Raw genomic sequence first — 17435 nt, 5'->3', positions numbered from 1 at the left:
GATAAAATCAAATAATTTCCAAGGATGGAATGTTAAAAAACTTAACAAAAACAAGGCAATATTGAATGGGTGTTGATAAGACTCACATCGTTATAAAGAGACTCATTTTAAGCCGATCAAGCTTGTGAATGAGTGAGTCTTTAAAAACAAGAATCAAAATTAGGTTATAAACATATATTTATATACAAAATTAACCATTATCAAAATAACGCATAAAATTTACTGCTAATTGGTCGCGCTATTGGTCCACGTTTTTAGAAGATTTGTTAACTATTAAGGCAAAAGCTAAAAAATAAGGTGCTTATTTAAAAAAGCTGATCGTCTCTTTAGTCCCACATGTTTCAGTTTAAAATTTTAACTAACCAAGCCTTTGATTCTGTCATTGAGTAAGTCGTAAGGTGATGCATAGAGTAATAAATATGGATTGGGCAGCCATAAAAATGGTTGTCACCAGAAACTTACATGAGAACAAGGGCAATAAATGCAAAAACGCTTCACATCAAAAGATGCGAAGCGTTTTCAAAGAAAAAATTTAAAAAACCAGTTTACGGTTTTTGTCTAGCCGCCTATGTGGCGACGACAATGCGCCCAATCTTATCAGGCAGCATTTTGCAATGTTTGGATGCGTGAAGAAGCAACACCTTGAGCGATGCGGCGTTGCTCAATCCAATTCTCGCGGCTTAAGCTGAAATTATCAGCTATTAATAATCCTGATACGATCGATTGTTGCTCACTAACCCCCTCATAGCGAAATCCTAATTTTTGGATAACTCGCCGCGAAGGGGTATTGGCAGCAAAACAGGTGACATAAATGCTATCAAGGTCGGTTGCGCGAAAAATAGTATCGATTAATGCGTTAGCCGCTTCGCTTGCATAGCCCTTTTTCCAATAGGGTTCACCAAGCCAATAGCCGATCTCAACACCATTTGGATCGTCATGGCGTTCTCGAACGCTACAAGAGCCAATAAATTCGCCTGTATCACCCAACGTAATGGCATAGACGCAATGGCCCATCTCGCCCGCAACCGCACGTAGAATAAAGTCGGCTGCATGTTTTCGCGTAAACGGATAAGGCATAGCGCTAAGCATTGCAGAGACACGGCGATTATTGGCGAGATCGGCAATGGCGTCCATGTCTTCAATATGGGGTAATCGCAATACCAATCGTTCAGTTACTAAAACAGGGCAATGTAACTGCCGCCGCCGCTCATTATTGCTGATGCCGTTACTGCTTAACGGCTCATTATTATCCAAGGGGTCGTTGCTCATTATAACCTCCAGAGCAAAAGAAAAAAGGGAAAGATGGTGTCCCATCTTTCCCTTATATTTTGGTCTGGATTAACAGTACCGGGGTCCAATGGGACGCCGGACTGTTTTAAGAGCTCCGGCTTACTCTGCTGCTTCTGCCATTTTCACGACAGATACAAAGCTGCGGCCATTGGCTTTCGTACGGAACGAAACCGTGCCGTTAACAAGTGCAAAAATAGTGTGATCTTTACCAATGCCTACATTGTCGCCAGGGTGCCACTGAGTGCCACGTTGACGAAGAATGATATTGCCAGGAATGACAGATTCACCACCAAATTTTTTCACGCCGAGGCGTTTTGATTCTGAATCGCGACCGTTGCGTGACGAACCACCAGCTTTTTTGTGTGCCATAGGTGTTCTCCTAAAAACTTTATTGCTATTGCAAATAATTTAACATTTTGCTGAAATTTACTGCTGCCAATTTTGGCGCATGTAACAGCGGTTTTAACTTTTATAAAAACCAGTGATGGTTTTTAAATCTTTTAATTAACCAGCAACAATCTCGGAAATACGGATTGTTGTCAATTCTTGACGATGGCCACGTGTGCGCTTTGAATTTTGACGGCGACGCTTCTTAAAAGCGATAACCTTACGGGCGCGGCCCTGCTCGACAACAGTTGCCTTAACAACAGCACCCTTAACAAAAGGAAGACCGATTTTGGCATCTGCACCAACGCCAACCATCATGACATCGGTAAATTCTACAACGCTACCAGCTTCACCAGCAACTTTTTCTACTTTAAGGAGATCATTAGCAGCAACACGATACTGCTTGCCCCCGGTCTTGATAACTGCAAACATTTATAAGCCTTTCATACACACTAGATCTCACTGAAATTAAAAACTTTCAAAAATGAAAGATTTCAAACATAAAGGCAATTGCCATTATTGTAACAGTGGCCAGTCTTTTTATAGTTTGATCTCATTTATAGCTTTAAGCTAAAACCATGCGACCAACTTGTTTTTCATCAAAATTGCACAAAAATTTAAGGCATAGAATCTTAAACCCAATTTATGCAAGTTTTTCTATTGCGAATTTTTGCTGCAATGTCAAGATTTTTTGCTATATTTAATAAAATAACACTTGTCAGCGATTAAATTCACAGCTATTAAGCCGCTTAGCATGATATGCACTATCTATGCGCTTTTTTGTTTTTCAAACAGCAACTAGCAAGCGCATGATTGGAGAGGTGGCTGAGTGGTTGAAAGCACCGCACTCGAAATGCGGCATAGGGGCAACTCTATCGGGGGTTCAAATCCCTCCCTCTCCGCCAGATCACTAATTTAAATCTTTGTAATTTTAAACTTGATTTATAGCCTGCAAGCAACAGCAAAATTGCGTGTTTTTTACAAAATAGGGCTGTTGCTACATGCTTTACGCGAAATACTAAAATTACAAAATATGCAATCATATGCCGATAATTTGCAGTAAGCGTTCTTCATCAGCTTGTAAATCTTGCGTTGTGCCCGACCAGACAGTCTTGCCACGTTCAAGAATAAAGTGACGATTGGCCAAGCGCTTTAATGCGCCGATATTTTTATCAATGATGATGATTGAGAGGCCTTCTTGCTTTAAAATATCAATGCAATTCCATATTTCAGCGCGAATTACCGGTGCTAGCCCTTCGGTTGCTTCATCAAGGATTAAAAGGTCGGGATTTGTCATTAAGGCACGGCTTATGACAAGCATTTGCTGCTCGCCGCCCGATAAGGTGCCTGCAAGTTGTTTTGCTCTTTCTTCTAACCTTGGAAACAGCTTGTAAATGCGCGCCAATGTCCAAGGGGATGATTTTTTCTTACGGTTAGCGGCGGTTGCGACAAGATTTTCATAAACGGTAAGAGTTGAAAAAGTCTCGCGCCCTTCTGGAACCAAGCCAAGCCCCAAACGGGCAATGTGTTCAGGTAATGCGCCGGTAATATCGCGTTTGTTAAATTCGATATTACCGCCTTTAGGATCCAACAGCCCCATTAATGTTTTAACTGTTGTGGTTTTACCCATGCCATTACGGCCTAAAAGCGTAATAATTTCACCCTGTTTTATGGATAAATTAACATCAAATAAAACTTTGCTAGCGCCATAGGCAGCTTCAAGATGACTTATCGTTAGCATGGCTCATCTCCTTCACCAAGATAGGCTGTCTTTACTAAAGGGTTATTGCGAATGTCATCAATGCTGCCTGTCGCAATAATTTGCCCATAAACCAATACTGAAATGCGATCAGCAAGTTGAAAAACTGCATCCATATCATGTTCGATTAATAAAATGCCTACATGCTTTTTAATCTCCAAAAGCAGTTTCACCATTTCTTGGCTTTCGGCAGCGCCAAGGCCGGCCATCGGCTCGTCAAGCAGTAAAACGCTTGGTTTGCTTGCAAGAGCAATAGCAAGTTCGAGTTGTTTTTGTTCGCCATGGGAGAGATTGGCAACAAGAATATCGGCCTTTTTTTGCAAGTGGATTTTGCTTAAGTAAGTTAAGGCTTCTTGGCGCAATTGTTGGTCAAAATGCATGTTCCGCCAAAAATGGAAACTATGGCCACGGTGAACTAAAATGGCAAGGGCAACATTATCAAGGCTTGTAAAATCAGGCAGCAAGCAAGTTACTTGAAATGTGCGGGCAAGGCCCAGTTTTACTCGTTCATTCGATTTTGTTTGGCTGATATCTTTGTCACCCAAGGTAATTGTTCCGCTATCAGGCGTAAGCTCCCCCATAAGTTGGGCAATGAGAGTTGATTTTCCTGCACCATTGGGGCCAATAAAAGCATGTATTTCTTGATGATCGACCGTTAGGCTTACATTATTGGTTGCAATCAAACCGCCAAATTTCTTATTAAGATTATCAACGCGCAACATGGTTTTCATGATTTTTTCCCCGCTAAATAGCTCTTAAGATATTTGGCAATTGATGCTATGCCGCCATTGAAGAACAATACGACAAACAGCAAAATGAAGCCTAAGAAAAGCTGCCAATATTCCGTTTGTGTGGTTAGAATGGTTTCAAGCGCAATAAATAATGCAGCCCCAAGATATGGCCCGCGCAATGTCGCAACGCCGCCAAGAATGACCATTACCATTAGTTCACCGGATTTGGTCCAATGCAGCATGTCAGGGCTTGCAAAGCGCAGGAAGTTTGCCATCAAAGCTCCTGCAAGTCCCGCACCCATGCCGGCAATGATGAAGGCCACCAATTTATAACGATAAACGGGTAGTCCAAGGGCAGTCATGCGTCTTTCTGATTGGCGTAGTCCAATAAGAACAGAGCCAAATTGTGATTGGATAATCCGCTGCATAACAAAAAAGAACAGAACTGATAGGGTTAAGCAAACAAAATAAAAGACATTCCGGTCTTTTAGATTTAAGCCAAATAGCTCATTGGCTCGGCGGATCATTAGGCCATCATCACCACCATAAACCGATAGAGATACAAAAAGGAAATAAAACATTTGCGCAAAGGCAAGCGTTATCATGATAAAAGTCACGCCATTGGTGCGGCACGACAAAGCACCAATAATAAAGGCGGCAAATCCGCTAACAAGCATGGCAAAAGGCACGGTCACCAAAAATTGGTTACTACCTGGAATAAACCCTAAAAAATAGCTATCATTGGAATAATGGTAATATAATATTGCAACCACATAGCCACCAATACCAAAAAAAGCAGCATGTCCAAAACTTACCATTCCACCAAAGCCCAAAATAAAATTAAGGCTAAGGGCCGCCATTCCATAAATTAATATGCGGGTAAGTAAAGCGGTTGTTCCTGAAAAGCCCATCATATCAGCAATAAAGGGCAGAGTGACCATGATAATGATAAAGAGTGCATAGCTGCCAATATCTTGAAGATAAGCCGCTTTCGATGTCTTTATTGCTGAGTTTTCAAATTCTGTGCTATGCGTTGAATGATTGCCCATTGGTATTGCGTTCCTGACTTAAATCTATTCGACTGCTTTTTGTGGCATGGTTGCTGCACGCTTAAGACTTGGTGGCAATTGCCAACTATTTTACGATTTGCTGCCAAGTATCCCAGCAGGGCGAAGCAAAAGCACAATAGCCATCAATATATAAATGCCCATGGATGATAGGCCCGAACTTAATGCATCAGCGTCTGGCCCCTCCATCATTAACCTTAAAAAATCGGGTAAATAGGATCGTAATAAAGTGTCAAACAAGCCAACAATAATAGCTGCAACAAAAGCGCCTTTGATCGAACCAAGACCACCTACCACCACAACAACAAAAGTGGTGATTAGGATTTGCTCGCCCATGCCAACTTGAACGGAGCCAAGCGGACTGGTAATAAAACCAGCAAAACCAGCTAGTAGCGCGCCTAAAGCAAAGGCAAAAGTATAAAGCATATTGACATTAATGCCCAAGGCGCGGACCATATTACGGTTTGTGGAGCCAGCGCGAATGAGCATGCCGATGCGTGTATAGGTCATAAGGAGATAAAGTCCGATAACCACAGCAATGCCACTTAATATGACGATAAAGCGATAAAGTGGATAATGGAAACCGGGTAAAAGGGCGATTGTCCCATTAAGCATTTCAGGCATAAAGCCGTTAAGCGGTTGGCGGCCAAAAATGAGCGTTATGCCCTGATTGGCGATGAGAATAAGGGCAAAGGTTGCAAGAACCTGATCGAGATGGTTACGCTTATATAATTGGCGAATAACGCAAAACTCTATGAGTGCGCCTGCTATAGCCGCACAAATAAGAGCGGCCACTATTCCAATTAAGAATGATCCTGTTGTAAGGGAAGTCCAAGTTCCTGCATAAGCACCAATCATGAAAATGGAGCCATGGGCAAGATTGATAACCCCCATAACACCAAATATCAGTGTTAGCCCTGCAGCTAATAGAAAAAGCGTTATTCCATATTGAAAGCCGTTTAAGAGCTGTTCAAAAAGCAAAAGCATTCTTACCTCCCATTTATCTTGCCTCCCATTTATAAAGCCAATTCTTGTTTCAAAAACCAATGCTATGTCCCGATAGTCTTGGTTTTTAATGATGGTCTTGTTTTTGTGATTTATTTTTAAAATAGCGGCTTATTATAATCTGATTGAGCCGCTATTGGTGCAAGCTATCGCCATTTTTATAAGGCTTTACACTTTGCACTTAATGCTTTGCGCCTTATATTTCACGCTTTACAATTTACATTGCGATGCGTAGGAATCGCCTTTGTTAGAAAAAATAATGGCACCTGTTTTTATTTGTGGTTGGCCATCTACCCCCTTGACAACTTCTGCGGCATACCAATTTTGTATGGGATGCTGATTTTTGTCAAAATGAAATTCACCGCGGGTAGAGTTGATTTTGACATTGCGCAAAGCTTCGCGAAAGGCATCTTCATCTTTAATATTGCCTTTAGTGTCTTTTAAGGCGGCAGCTATAACAAGGGCGGTTTCATAGCCTTGATCGGCATAAAAGGTTGATGGTCTTTTATATTTCTTATTCCAAGCCTCGACAAAGGCTTTATTGGCTGGATTATCAAAGTCACTATTCCAATGAAGTGCCATTTTAAGCCCTATAGCAGCATCACCAACCGCTTTAAGGGTAACTGTATCAAGTGATGGTTCACTAACGAGCATCGGGATTGTATCAAGTAGGCCAGCCTGCTGATATTGGCGTAAAAATGTAATGCCAAGCCCACCGGAATGAATTTGATAGACGACATCAGGTTTAGTATTCCGAATTTGCGCAATTTCAGCAGAAAAATCAGTTTGGTCTAAACGTGTATAGGTTTCACCAACAATTTCACCCTTAAAAAAGCGCTTGAAGCCTGCAATACCGTCTTTGCCAGATTGGTAGTTAGAGGCAAGCAAAAATACACGCTTATAGCCAAGCTGGTTGGCAAGCTCACCGCCACCTTCGTGAAGGGAGTCATTTTGCCAATTTACAACGAAATAATTTTCATGACATTCTTTGCCAGCAAAATTGGAAGGTGCGGCATTGGCACTAATGAAAAAATTGCCATTATCAACAATGTCCGGCACGGTGGCACCGGCTATATTGGAAAAGACAATGCCCGTAAAAATATGGACATTTTCTTCATGCATCATCCGCTCGGCAATTTGTCTGCCATTGGTAGGTTTTTGGCTGTCATCTTCGACAATCAACTGGACAGGAATACCGCCAAGCTTGCCGCCCTCCATGTCGATGGCAAGTTGAAATCCATCGCGAAGATCTTGCCCGAGATAGCCAGCTGGTCCACTTAAAGTGGTTATCATACCGATTTTTACTGGCTCTTGCGCGGCCAATGGTGATGTTGCAATGCCTGCAATAAAGGATGCTGTTAAGAAAATACGTTTTAAGGATATTAATTTCATAGGGTCCTCCATCCCGTTTTAAAATTAAACCAAACTGCAATTAATAATTTTTTTGTGGCAGTTTGCTTAAATCTTTATCCCTTCATGTAATATTTTGGTTGGCTCTCGTTTATTGATAAGAATTTGGCAACCCGATCTCTTATTGCTCTTTTAATGCATCAAACTGATAGATTTTTTTATGTTTTATAATTTATGTGTCTTATCAGCTTTTGCCAAACTAAAGCCTTCCCCATTTTTCCATCATGGCGCAAAATATATTATATAGACAATACATAAAAATAATATAAATTATTCGGTATTTATTATAAATAGCAAGTTGAAAAAAACGGGTGCGCTTATGAAGCTGACATTACGCCAGATTGAGTGTTTCATCGCCGTTGCTGGCAATGGTAATTTTTCTCGTGCAGCACAAGCGCTATCCATGGCCCAGTCGGCACTTTCCCAAGCTATTCGCGAGCTTGAAGAAAGTTTGGGATTAAAACTCTTTGACCGCACCACAAGGCGAGTTGAATTAACCGAGGCTGGCCGCGAATTTTTTATTTCTGCACGAAAAATTCATGATGATATCGACCTTGCTGTAGCAAGATTATCGGATTTAGCAGCCAAAAGGCGTGGCCGCTTACGTATAGCCGCTGTACCCATGCTTGCAGCCATAATTATGCCAAAAGTCTTTAGTGCTTTTGAAGCAATCTATCCTGATATTGAATTAATCCTACATGAGGAAAGCACCGAGGTGATTATTGAAAAGCTGCGCGAAAATCAAATCGATTGCGCAGTTGGCACATTTCCCGCCATTGATAATGATTGCAGCAAAATTGCCTTAACCAGTGATAAGTTAATGGTTTTTCATCACATTGATAATCCGCTGGCAATCCATGATATTGTAAGCTGGGATATGCTTGGGCACGAAAAAATAATAACGCTGGTTCGTGAAAGCACAATCCGTCAAAAAATAGAAGTTGGGTTTGCCACTAATCACATTCCCTTCACGCCGCATTTTGAGTTTAAGCAAATAGGGACAGTGCTGGCCTTTGTCACTGCTAATATCGGCAGTGCGGTTTTACCAGGCTATGCGCGAGCAGTAATTGATGACAATCTGGTTAAGGTTAAACCACTCGTTAATCCGATTATAACGCGCGATATTTCTCTTATCCGTAATATAAGAAAGACACCAAGTCCAGCTTTGCAAGCCTTTCAAAATGTTTTAAGCCGCATTGTTCGGGAGTTAGAACAAGGGCAATCCTATCCCGATATTGTCGGTTGGGAATAATGATTATTGTTTTTTATCAATCTTAGTTTGTAAATATGTTGCCGCTTATCGGTAAATTACAGGCATCTTAGGTGTTTTGATATTTTATAACTTCTTCACGTAAAATTTTTAAAAACATTTGTGAGGCTGGGGTTTCACGGCCATCTATCAAGGTGGTGATACCTATTGGCCGGTTAAGGTGGGCAAGGTCAAGCGGCAAAATGTCGATAAGGCCGTTTTGCTTTTCTAGCTTGGCAACTTGATCTGGCCATATACCGATATAATCACCGCTGGTTAATAAATAGCGGTTGGTTAACAAAGAAACTGATTCGACGACATTTGTCGGTGGTTCATAGCCTTCATCTCTAAAAATATCATCAATTTGGCGGCGTAAAGTAGTTTCAATTCCCGGCAAGATCCATGGCCATTTCAATAAGTTGGCAAGTTGCAAGGCGCCATATTGGGTCAGTGGGTGGCCTTTTCGCACAATGATGCGTGCGCTATCATCCATTAAATATTCTTGGCGCATGCCATGACGTGAGCGAAATTCTGGTAGTCGGCCAATAACCATATCCAGTTCTCCCGCCCTTAATGCTGGCATAAGCTGGTTATTGGTGCCCTCTAGAACTTTTACGCGAATATTGGGTCTTCTTTGCCGCAAAAGCGCGATTGTCGTTGGCAAAATATCCGCTGCTGCTGCCAATAGAGTACCAATAGCAATTCGCCCGCCATTGCCGTGCTTTAAATCGTCTAACTCGGCACTTGCAGCTTCAAGCTCAGAAAGGATACGTCGTCCATGATGGACGATAGCCTCGCCATAAAGTGTCGGTGTGACACCGCGATTGGTGCGGTTAAACAAGGAAACGCCGCAAAGGGCTTCTGCTTCACGCAGGGCTTTGGTAACCGCCGATTGCGTCATGTGAACACTTTGGGCGGCACGCACCAAATTGCCCTCGCGATAAATAGCAAGAATGAGCTTCAATTGCCTTATGGTTAAGCGATCTGCATGTATAGCCATTTGGAACCAATTTAATCTTGATATGAAAAAAAGTTATATCAGATAGCATCATAATTCCCTTTTTTTGTAAAGAAAAAAAGGTCACCATAGCTTTACAGACAAGATGCTCATGAAAATAAATGTCCTATTCTTTGAAATAAACGAACAAGTCTAACGAGAAAAAGGGCTTTATTGGCTATGATCTGCCGAGGAAGCGGATGAGCAAAATGGCAAGCTGGGAGGCTTTTTAAAAAATGAATATTTCTTTGAATGCGGGGCAATCAGTACCGCAATTGCGAAATTATATTAATGGTCAATGGCGTGACTGCGGCAAATGGTTTGATGATATCAATCCTGCTAATGGGCAGCTTGCAGCCAAGGTTGCGGAAGCTGATAAGGCTCTTATTGATGATGCTGTTGGTGCTGCGCGCCGCGCCTTGCAGGGCCCTTGGGGGAAAATGAGTGCGCAGCAGCGCGCGGACATATTGCGCAAGGTTGCTTGTGGTATTGAAAACCGTTTTGAAGAATTTGTTGCCGCTGAAATTGCAGATACCGGTAAAGACCTCAGCCATGCAAAAACCATTGATATTCCACGCGCTGCTGCCAATTTTCGCGCTTTTGCAGATTTGGTGAGTGTCCAAGGTGGTGATTGCTTTCAAACCCCGACAGCTGATGGTAAGGGTGCATTAAACTATACGGTAAACCGCCCATTAGGGGTTGTTGCAATTGTTTCTCCTTGGAATTTGCCGCTTTTGCTTTTTACTTGGAAAGTAGCACCAGCTCTTGCATGCGGTAATTGCGTTGTAGCAAAACCATCAGAAGAAACACCTTGGACTGCAACCTTGCTGGCTGAAGTTATGGCAGAAGCTGGAGTTCCAGCTGGTGTTTTCAATCTTGTTCATGGTTTTGGACCAGATTCTGCTGGTGCTTTTTTGACCGGTCATGAAGATATTAATGCCATAACTTTTACTGGTGCATCAGCAACGGGTAGCGCCATCATGCGCGCTGCAGCGGCGCATGTGCGCCCGGTTTCTTTTGAGCTTGGTGGTAAAAATGCTTCATTAATTTTTGCCGATTGTAATTTTGATGAAGCAGTAAATGGTACTATGCGCTCGGTCTTTGCTAATTGCGGACAAGTTTGCCTTTGTACCGAGCGCGTTTATGTTGAACGACCAATTTTTGATCGTTTCGTTGCTGCTTTGAAAGAAAAGGCCGAACAGATAGTGCTGGGTCGGCTTGAAGATGCAGATGTCACCACTGGCCCGCTCATTTCACAAGAACATCGTGATAAGGTTGTCAGCTATTTCAAACTAGCGGTTGAAGAAGGTGCAACAATTATCACGGGTAATGACATTCCCCATTTTGGTGACGAGCGTGATAATGGCTCTTATGTATTACCGACGATTTGGACAGGATTAGACCAACATTCACGCACAATGCAGGAAGAGGTTTTTGGGCCGGTTTGCAATATCATGCCCTTTGATAGTGAAGAACAAGCAGTAGAGCTTGCCAATGACACAAAATATGGCCTAGCCGCTGCGATCTGGACCAATGATTTACGCCGTGCCCATCGCATTTCTCCACAAATGGATGCTGGTATTGTCTGGGTTAATACATGGTTTTTACGTGATTTACGGACGCCCTTTGGCGGGGTCAAATTATCGGGCATTGGGCGTGAGGGCGGTCAGCATTCTCTTAGCTTTTATAGTGAGCCTGTCAATATTTGCATCAAGCTTTAAGGTGGATCATGTTTCAATTTGACGAATTACAGCAACAAAAAATTAACGAGGCTGCCAATCTGTTGCATGAAGCTGCACAAACTGGAAAGCCAATTAAGCCAGTGCGTGACCTTATTTCAGGGCAAAATCAACAGGCGGCCTATGCGGTTCAAAAAATCAATATCGACCGTGCGGTTAAAGCCGGTGCGCGTATTGTTGGCCGTAAAATCGGGCTTACCTCGCTGGTGGTACAAAAGCAATTAGGGGTCGATTGCCCAGATTATGGTATTTTACTCGATGAAATGGATGTTGCACATGGTGATAGCGTCAATCTTAGCAAGATCATGCAACCCAAGGTCGAGGCCGAAATTGCTTTTGTGCTAAAAACGGCTCTTGATAATCCGCGTCTCACCATTGCTGATATTTTAAGCGCCATTGATTTTGTCGTGCCAGCTATTGAGATTGTTGCAAGTCGCATTGAAAATTGGGATATCCGTATTACCGATACAATTGCCGATAATGCCTCAAGTGGCTTATTCGTTCTTGGCCAACGCCCGATGCGTTTGCAAGATTGTGACCTCATCAATTGCGGAATGCAAATGAGCCTTCGTGGTGAACCAGTTTCTACCGGCATTGGTGCAGCTTGTCTTGGCTCACCAATTAATAGCACTTTGTGGTTGGCAAAACGCATGGCCGCCAATGGCCAGCCGCTTCAAGCGGGAGAAGTCATTTTATCAGGTGCTTTAGGCCCTATGGTGGGTGTGAAGGATGGTGATTATTTTGAAGTCAAAATTGAAGGTCTTGGCGGCGTAAATGTGGGGTTTGCACAATGATTAATTTGGGTCAAGAAAAGCTTGAGCTTTTTGCAAAACGCCTTGATGATGCGCAAAAAAATGTTAAGGCCATTGCACAATTAACCGATGAAGTTGCTAGCCTCAATAAGGCAGAAGCACTTGCAATACAAAAGCTTTCAATGCAAGAGCGCTACAAGCGCGGTGAAAAACGCATTGGGGTTAAGATGGGGCTTACCAGTATTGCCAAGATGCGTCAGGTTAATGTTGATGAAGTTATCTGGGGGCGTTTAACTGATGAGATGCTTATCAATGAGGGTGGTTTTGTTTCGCGACAAAAATTTATTCATCCGCGTGCCGAACCTGAAATCGCTTTTTTACTAAAGCGTGATTTACCAAAAGGTGCAACGGGGCCAGATATTGTTAACGCCATTGAAGCTATCATGCCAGCGATTGAAATTATTGATAGCCGTTATGAAAATTTTCAATTTCGCCTTGCTGATGTGATTGCCGATAATTCATCATCATCGGGTGTAATGTTTGGTCATCCGCAATTACCGCGTAATGTTGAAAATCTTGGTATGATTATGCGCTTTAATGGGCGACCTGTCGAAATGGGGTCAAGTGCTGCTATTTTAGGTAATCCTTTGCGGGCGCTAACCGAAGCTGTGCGCTTGACGCATGAGGCTGATGAACCATTAAAAGCTGGTGATTTAGTGCTTGCAGGTGCATCCACCGCTGCCGCCAATATGTATCCTGGTCTTTATGTATCGGTAGAGGTGCAAGGGCTTGGATCTGCTGGTTTTACCATGCTGGATTAATAGCGATCGCTGTCTTTAAAGGACAATTTTGGAGGAAAAAATGGATAATTCAAAAGCAGTGGTTGTTGAAGGAAATGCTAAGCCAATGGGGCGGTTCCCCCATGTGCGACGGGCTGGCGATTTCTTATTTGTGTCGGGCACCAGTTCAAGACGGCCTGATAATAGTTTTGAAGGTGTGACGAAAAAAGCGGATGGTGGTTTAGAGCTTGATATCACCCAGCAAACACGCGCTGTTATTCAAAATATTGACAAGATATTGAAATCGGTCGGTGCGAGTTTAAGCGATGTTGTCGAGGTAAGTGCGTTCTTGACTAATATGGATGATTTTAAAGCCTATAATGAGGTTTATGCGGAGTTTTTTGATTATTCAGGGCCGGCAAGAACAACCGTTGCGGTAAAGGAATTACCGCATAAGGAATTGCTTATTGAGATTAAAGCAATCGCATTTCATCCCCAATAGGAGTGGAGGATGAATTGAGTTTCAATTTTGAACTGTCGGGTAGGAATGAAAAGAGACAGTTTGTAAAAAGGAGGAGAGAAAAATGGGAAGATTACAATCGCTAAATTTTCAAAAATGGATTGATGAGCATCAACATTTATTAAAGCCGCCCGTTGGCAACCAGCAAATTTGGAAGGATGCTGGCCTTATGGTGACGATTGTTGGCGGACCTAATCAGCGTGCCGATTATCATGATGATCCAGTTGAGGAATTTTTCTATCAAATTAAAGGCGATATGCTGTTAAAAGTCGTCGATAATGGCGAGCATTATGACATTCCAATTCGTGAGGGGGAAATTTTTCTTTTGCCTCCCCATGTGCGCCATTCTCCACAGCGGCCGCAAGAGGGATCTATTGGCCTTGTCATTGAACCAGAGCGGCCTGAAGGCGCGTTAGATGCCATAGAATGGTATTGTTTTGAATGCCAAGGGCTTGTGCACCGTGCTGAAATTGATCTTGAGAGCATTGTTGAGGATCTCCCACCTATTTATGAGACTTTTTACAATGATGAAAGTGCCCGGATTTGCCCCCATTGTGGTGCCAAACATCCAGGGAAAATACCACCAGCAGATTGGGTAAAACTCTAATGATTATTGATATTCACAGCCACTTTTTTCCTGAAAATTGGCCTAACCTTGCAGAAAAATTTGGAACACCTAATTGGCCTTGGATGAAACATCTCGGCGATGGTCAAGCAATGGTTATGGTTGGCGATAGCGCGTTTCGCCCTGTTTATTCGGCCTGTTGGGATGTTAGCAAACGCTTGGAAGAAATGGATCGCGATGGCATAGACATGCAGGTGATGTGTGCAACGCCAGTTCTTTTCGCATACGCTCGTCCAGACGAACACGCCCTTGCTTGTGCAGAAATTTTTAATGATGCTGCATTGGATATGGCTGCAAAATCAAGTGGCCGTATAAAAACATTGGCACAGGTGCCGTTACAAAATATTGATATGGCATGCAAAGAAATTAGTCGTGCCATGGAAAATGGTCATCTTGGCGTTCAAATTGGCAACCATGTCGGGCTTAAAAACCTTGACGATAAGGGGATACAAACCTTTTTACATCACTGTGCCGATATTGGTGCAGCAGTATTGGTTCACCCTTGGGATATGATGGCGGCAGAACGGATGCCGCGTTATATGCTGCCTTGGCTTGTCGCTATGCCAGCAGAAACACAATTATCTATTCTATCGCTTATTCTTTCTGGCGCATTTGAACGTTTGCCAAAATCCTTAAAGATTTGCTTCGCCCATGGCGGCGGTAGCTTTCCTTATCTGATTGGCCGTATTGATAATGCATGGCGTCATCGCGATATTGTGCGCGAGGATTGTCCCAATTTACCATCAAGCTATATCGACCGTTTTTATGTCGATTCCGCTGTCTTTAGCCAAGATGCGCTTGAACTATTGGTTAAGGCAATGGGAGAGGATCATATCATGTTTGGTACCGATTATCCATTTCCATTGGGTGAACAAAAAATGGGAGCCTTGGTACGCGAATCTGCGCTAAGCGCGCCGCAAAAGGCCAAAATTCTTGGAAAAAATGCCGCACATTTCTTCAATATTAAGGACGATGGTCAACTAAAAGCAGCCAGCTAATCATAAGGCTTAAACTTGGCATGGGGCAGTTAGCAATTGCTTGGCTAAGACGCCCCTTGCTTATATTTTATGCATTTTTCCGCGTTCATCCGCTCAAGCTTTCGCAAAAAATGCTATGGTTTCATTAGGAGGAAAAATGGCTAAATTAAAAGCAGCTATCATTGGATCTGGCAATATTGGTACTGATTTGATGATAAAAATTATGCGCATGGGGCAAAATATTGAGATGGGCGCACTTATCGGCATTGATCCAGCGTCTGATGGTCTTGCACGGGCAAAACGCATGGGCGTTGCCGTTTCATCTGATGGTATTGATGGGCTGCGGCTTATGGATGAATATAAGGATATTGCAGTTGTTTTTGATGCAACCTCAGCCAAGGCGCATATCCATAATAATGAACTTTTACAAAAAGATGGTAAAAAAGTTATTGATCTCACGCCTGCAGCCATTGGCCCTTATACAATACCGGCAATTAATGGTGATCAAAATATTGATGAAGCTAATGTGAATATGGTGACCTGCGGCGGGCAGGCAACGATTCCTATGGTCTATGCAATTAAGCGGGCAGTTGACCGTGTGATCTATGGCGAAATCGTTGCTTCTATCTCATCAAAATCAGCTGGTCCCGGTACAAGAGCTAATATTGATGAATTTACTGAAACCACTTCAAATGCTATTCAAAAATTAGGTGGAGCCGAAATTGGCAAAGCAATTATTATTTTAAATCCTGCAGAGCCGCCGGTCATTATGCGAGATACCGTTTTTGTTTTGTCGCAAGGGGGCAGTGCCGAAAAAATAGAACAATCCATCAATGATATGGTGAAGATTGTACAGTCCTATGTACCAGGCTATCGTTTAAAACAAAAAGTGCAGTTTGAATATATTGGTGATAATGCCCCGTTAAATATTCCCGGCATTGGGCCATCGACAGGGCTAAAAACCACTGTTTTGTTAGAGGTTGAAGGCGCTGCCCATTATTTACCTGCTTATGCAGGTAATCTTGACATTATGACATCCGCAGCGCTGATGACTGCCGATCATTGGGCCGGTAAGAAATTATCACAAATGGCACAGGGAGCACGCTAATGGCACGCAAAAATAAGGATAAAATCTACATTCAAGATGTAACCCTGCGCGATGGTATGCACTCTATTCGCCATCAATATAGCATTGCGCAGGTTCAAGAAATAGCCAAAGCTCTTAATGATGCCCATGTTGATGCGATTGAAATCACTCATGGTGATGGCCTTTGCGGTTCAACCTTCAATTATGGCTTTGGCGCCCATAGTGATATTGACTGGATTAAAGCGGTTAGTGATGTTTGTGATTATTCTGTTGTCACTGTCTTGCTGATCCCCGGTATTGGCACGGTTCATGATTTAAAAGCTGCTTATAATGCAGGTGCGCGTTCAGTGCGGGTGGCAACCCATTGCACCGAGGCGGATGTCTCGCGCCAACATCTTGAGGCAGCGCGTGACCTTGGCATGGATACAGTTGGGTTTTTAATGATGTCCCATATGGCGGAGCCAGAAAAACTTGCAGAGCAAGCTCAATTAATGGAAAGTTATGGGGCGGAATGTGTTTATGTGACTGACTCTGCAGGGGCGCTTTTACCTGAAGATTATGCAAAGCGCGTCCACGCCTTAAGATCAGCCCTACAGCCGCAAACGGAAGTGGCAGTCCATACCCATCACAATTTAACCCTTGGCATAGCTAATGCGGTTGCAGGTATTAAGGCAGGCGCTGTGCGCGTTGATGCTTCTTTGGCCGGCATGGGAGCAGGGGCGGGCAATGCACCCATTGAAGCACTTATTGCCGTATTAAACCGCATGAATATTGAAACAGGTGTCGATTTATTTAAGCTCATGGATGCGGCTGATGATCTTGTTCGTCCATTGCAAGATCGTCCCGTGCGGGTTGATCGGGAAAGCCTGTCACTTGGGTATGCTGGTGTTTATTCCAGCTTCTTGCGTCATGCGGAAAATGCATCAAAACGCTATAATGTTGATACTCGTGATATTTTAATTGAACTTGGTAAGCGAAAAATGGTCGGTGGCCAAGAGGATATGATTGTCGATGTAGCGTTGGATCTATCGCAAAAGGCTTAAAAAATTTTATGTTAAGAT

The 17435-nt window shown here is 43.0% G+C and carries 18 protein-coding genes and 1 tRNA gene; 10 read left to right on the top strand and 9 right to left on the bottom strand.

Translation table 11 applies throughout. From position 1 onward, the window contains the following. Positions 1-597: 597 nt before the first annotated feature. From N5852_RS13560 to rplU, 3 genes are all read right to left on the bottom strand, one after another. Positions 598-1269, bottom strand: coding sequence for a GNAT family N-acetyltransferase (locus tag N5852_RS13560; RefSeq protein ID WP_262098287.1), 672 nt, complete (start codon positions 1267-1269; stop codon positions 598-600). 120 nt (positions 1270-1389) lie between these two features. Next, positions 1390-1659, bottom strand: a complete 270-nt coding sequence (gene rpmA, locus N5852_RS13555) for a 50S ribosomal protein L27 (RefSeq protein ID WP_182418318.1) — start codon at positions 1657-1659, stop codon at positions 1390-1392. Positions 1660-1794: 135 nt separating this feature from the next. Beyond that, a complete protein-coding gene (rplU, locus tag N5852_RS13550) occupies positions 1795-2109 on the bottom strand; it encodes a 50S ribosomal protein L21 (protein ID WP_182418317.1) in 315 nt (104 codons plus the stop codon). A gap of 383 nt (positions 2110-2492) precedes the next feature. Between rplU and N5852_RS13545 the strand changes: the two genes are divergently transcribed. Continuing rightward, positions 2493-2582 (top strand) — tRNA-Ser (locus tag N5852_RS13545). 134 nt (positions 2583-2716) lie between these two features. On the opposite strand, the gene N5852_RS13540 is transcribed toward N5852_RS13545, so the two are convergent. The 5 genes from N5852_RS13540 to N5852_RS13520 all read right to left on the bottom strand — a co-directional run bounded on the left by N5852_RS13540 (position 2717) and on the right by N5852_RS13520 (position 7631). After that, entirely contained in the window at positions 2717-3418 is a 702-nt protein-coding gene (locus N5852_RS13540) for an ABC transporter ATP-binding protein (RefSeq protein WP_262098286.1), read from the bottom strand. Then, complete coding sequence (locus N5852_RS13535; protein WP_262099781.1) at positions 3412-4170, bottom strand: ABC transporter ATP-binding protein; 759 nt, start codon at positions 4168-4170, stop codon at positions 3412-3414. Before N5852_RS13535 ends, N5852_RS13540 begins: the two co-directional genes overlap by 7 nt. Next, entirely contained in the window at positions 4164-5108 is a 945-nt protein-coding gene (locus tag N5852_RS13530; protein WP_262099780.1) for a branched-chain amino acid ABC transporter permease, read from the bottom strand. Before N5852_RS13530 ends, N5852_RS13535 begins: the two co-directional genes overlap by 7 nt. Positions 5109-5306: 198 nt before the next feature. After that, positions 5307-6221 (bottom strand): branched-chain amino acid ABC transporter permease, encoded by a 915-nt coding sequence (locus tag N5852_RS13525; protein WP_262098285.1) that lies wholly within the window; start codon positions 6219-6221, stop codon positions 5307-5309. 228 nt (positions 6222-6449) lie between these two features. Beyond that, positions 6450-7631, bottom strand: coding sequence for an ABC transporter substrate-binding protein (locus N5852_RS13520; protein WP_262098284.1), 1182 nt, complete (start codon positions 7629-7631; stop codon positions 6450-6452). A gap of 337 nt (positions 7632-7968) precedes the next feature. Between N5852_RS13520 and N5852_RS13515 the strand changes: the two genes are divergently transcribed. Further along, complete coding sequence (locus N5852_RS13515; RefSeq protein ID WP_262098283.1) at positions 7969-8901, top strand: LysR family transcriptional regulator; 933 nt, start codon at positions 7969-7971, stop codon at positions 8899-8901. A gap of 67 nt (positions 8902-8968) precedes the next feature. On the opposite strand, the gene N5852_RS13510 is transcribed toward N5852_RS13515, so the two are convergent. Next, positions 8969-9898: a LysR substrate-binding domain-containing protein gene (locus N5852_RS13510; RefSeq protein WP_262098282.1), complete on the bottom strand. Its 930-nt coding sequence runs from the start codon at positions 9896-9898 to the stop codon at positions 8969-8971. A gap of 233 nt (positions 9899-10131) precedes the next feature. Here N5852_RS13510 and N5852_RS13505 point away from each other — a divergent pair, with 233 nt between their 5' ends. The 8 genes from N5852_RS13505 to dmpG all read left to right on the top strand — a co-directional run bounded on the left by N5852_RS13505 (position 10132) and on the right by dmpG (position 17417). After that, positions 10132-11616, top strand: a complete 1485-nt coding sequence (locus N5852_RS13505) for a 2-hydroxymuconic semialdehyde dehydrogenase (RefSeq protein ID WP_262098281.1) — start codon at positions 10132-10134, stop codon at positions 11614-11616. An 8-nt stretch (positions 11617-11624) separates the two neighbouring features. Further along, positions 11625-12428 carry a 2-keto-4-pentenoate hydratase gene (locus N5852_RS13500; RefSeq protein WP_262098280.1) on the top strand — a complete coding sequence of 268 codons (804 nt, stop codon included), beginning with the start codon at positions 11625-11627 and terminating at the stop codon, positions 12426-12428. Then, the gene (locus tag N5852_RS13495) at positions 12425-13207 is read left to right on the top strand and encodes a 2-keto-4-pentenoate hydratase (RefSeq protein ID WP_262098279.1); all 783 of its coding nucleotides are present in this window, start codon (positions 12425-12427) and stop codon (positions 13205-13207) included. Before N5852_RS13500 ends, N5852_RS13495 begins: the two co-directional genes overlap by 4 nt. Before the next feature lie 40 nt (positions 13208-13247). Next, positions 13248-13667, top strand: a complete 420-nt coding sequence (locus N5852_RS13490; protein ID WP_262098278.1) for a RidA family protein — start codon at positions 13248-13250, stop codon at positions 13665-13667. 82 nt (positions 13668-13749) lie between these two features. After that, entirely contained in the window at positions 13750-14292 is a 543-nt protein-coding gene (locus N5852_RS13485) for a 3-hydroxyanthranilate 3,4-dioxygenase (protein WP_262098277.1), read from the top strand. Continuing rightward, positions 14292-15308 carry an amidohydrolase family protein gene (locus N5852_RS13480; RefSeq protein WP_262098276.1) on the top strand — a complete coding sequence of 339 codons (1017 nt, stop codon included), beginning with the start codon at positions 14292-14294 and terminating at the stop codon, positions 15306-15308. The genes N5852_RS13485 and N5852_RS13480 overlap by 1 nt, the downstream gene beginning before the upstream one ends. Before the next feature lie 136 nt (positions 15309-15444). Continuing rightward, positions 15445-16395 carry an acetaldehyde dehydrogenase (acetylating) gene (locus N5852_RS13475; protein ID WP_262098275.1) on the top strand — a complete coding sequence of 317 codons (951 nt, stop codon included), beginning with the start codon at positions 15445-15447 and terminating at the stop codon, positions 16393-16395. After that, on the top strand, positions 16395-17417 hold the full coding sequence (gene dmpG, locus N5852_RS13470; RefSeq protein WP_262098274.1) for a 4-hydroxy-2-oxovalerate aldolase: 1023 nt from the start codon (positions 16395-16397) through the stop codon (positions 17415-17417). Before N5852_RS13475 ends, dmpG begins: the two co-directional genes overlap by 1 nt. The last annotated feature ends 18 nt before the right edge of the window (positions 17418-17435 follow it).

Source organism: Bartonella sp. HY328, from assembly GCF_025449335.1.
In the GTDB taxonomy this organism is placed as follows: domain Bacteria; phylum Pseudomonadota; class Alphaproteobacteria; order Rhizobiales; family Rhizobiaceae; genus HY038.
The sequence above is the reverse complement of the archived record's forward strand: the minus strand, read 5'-3'. Positions and strand labels throughout refer to the sequence as shown.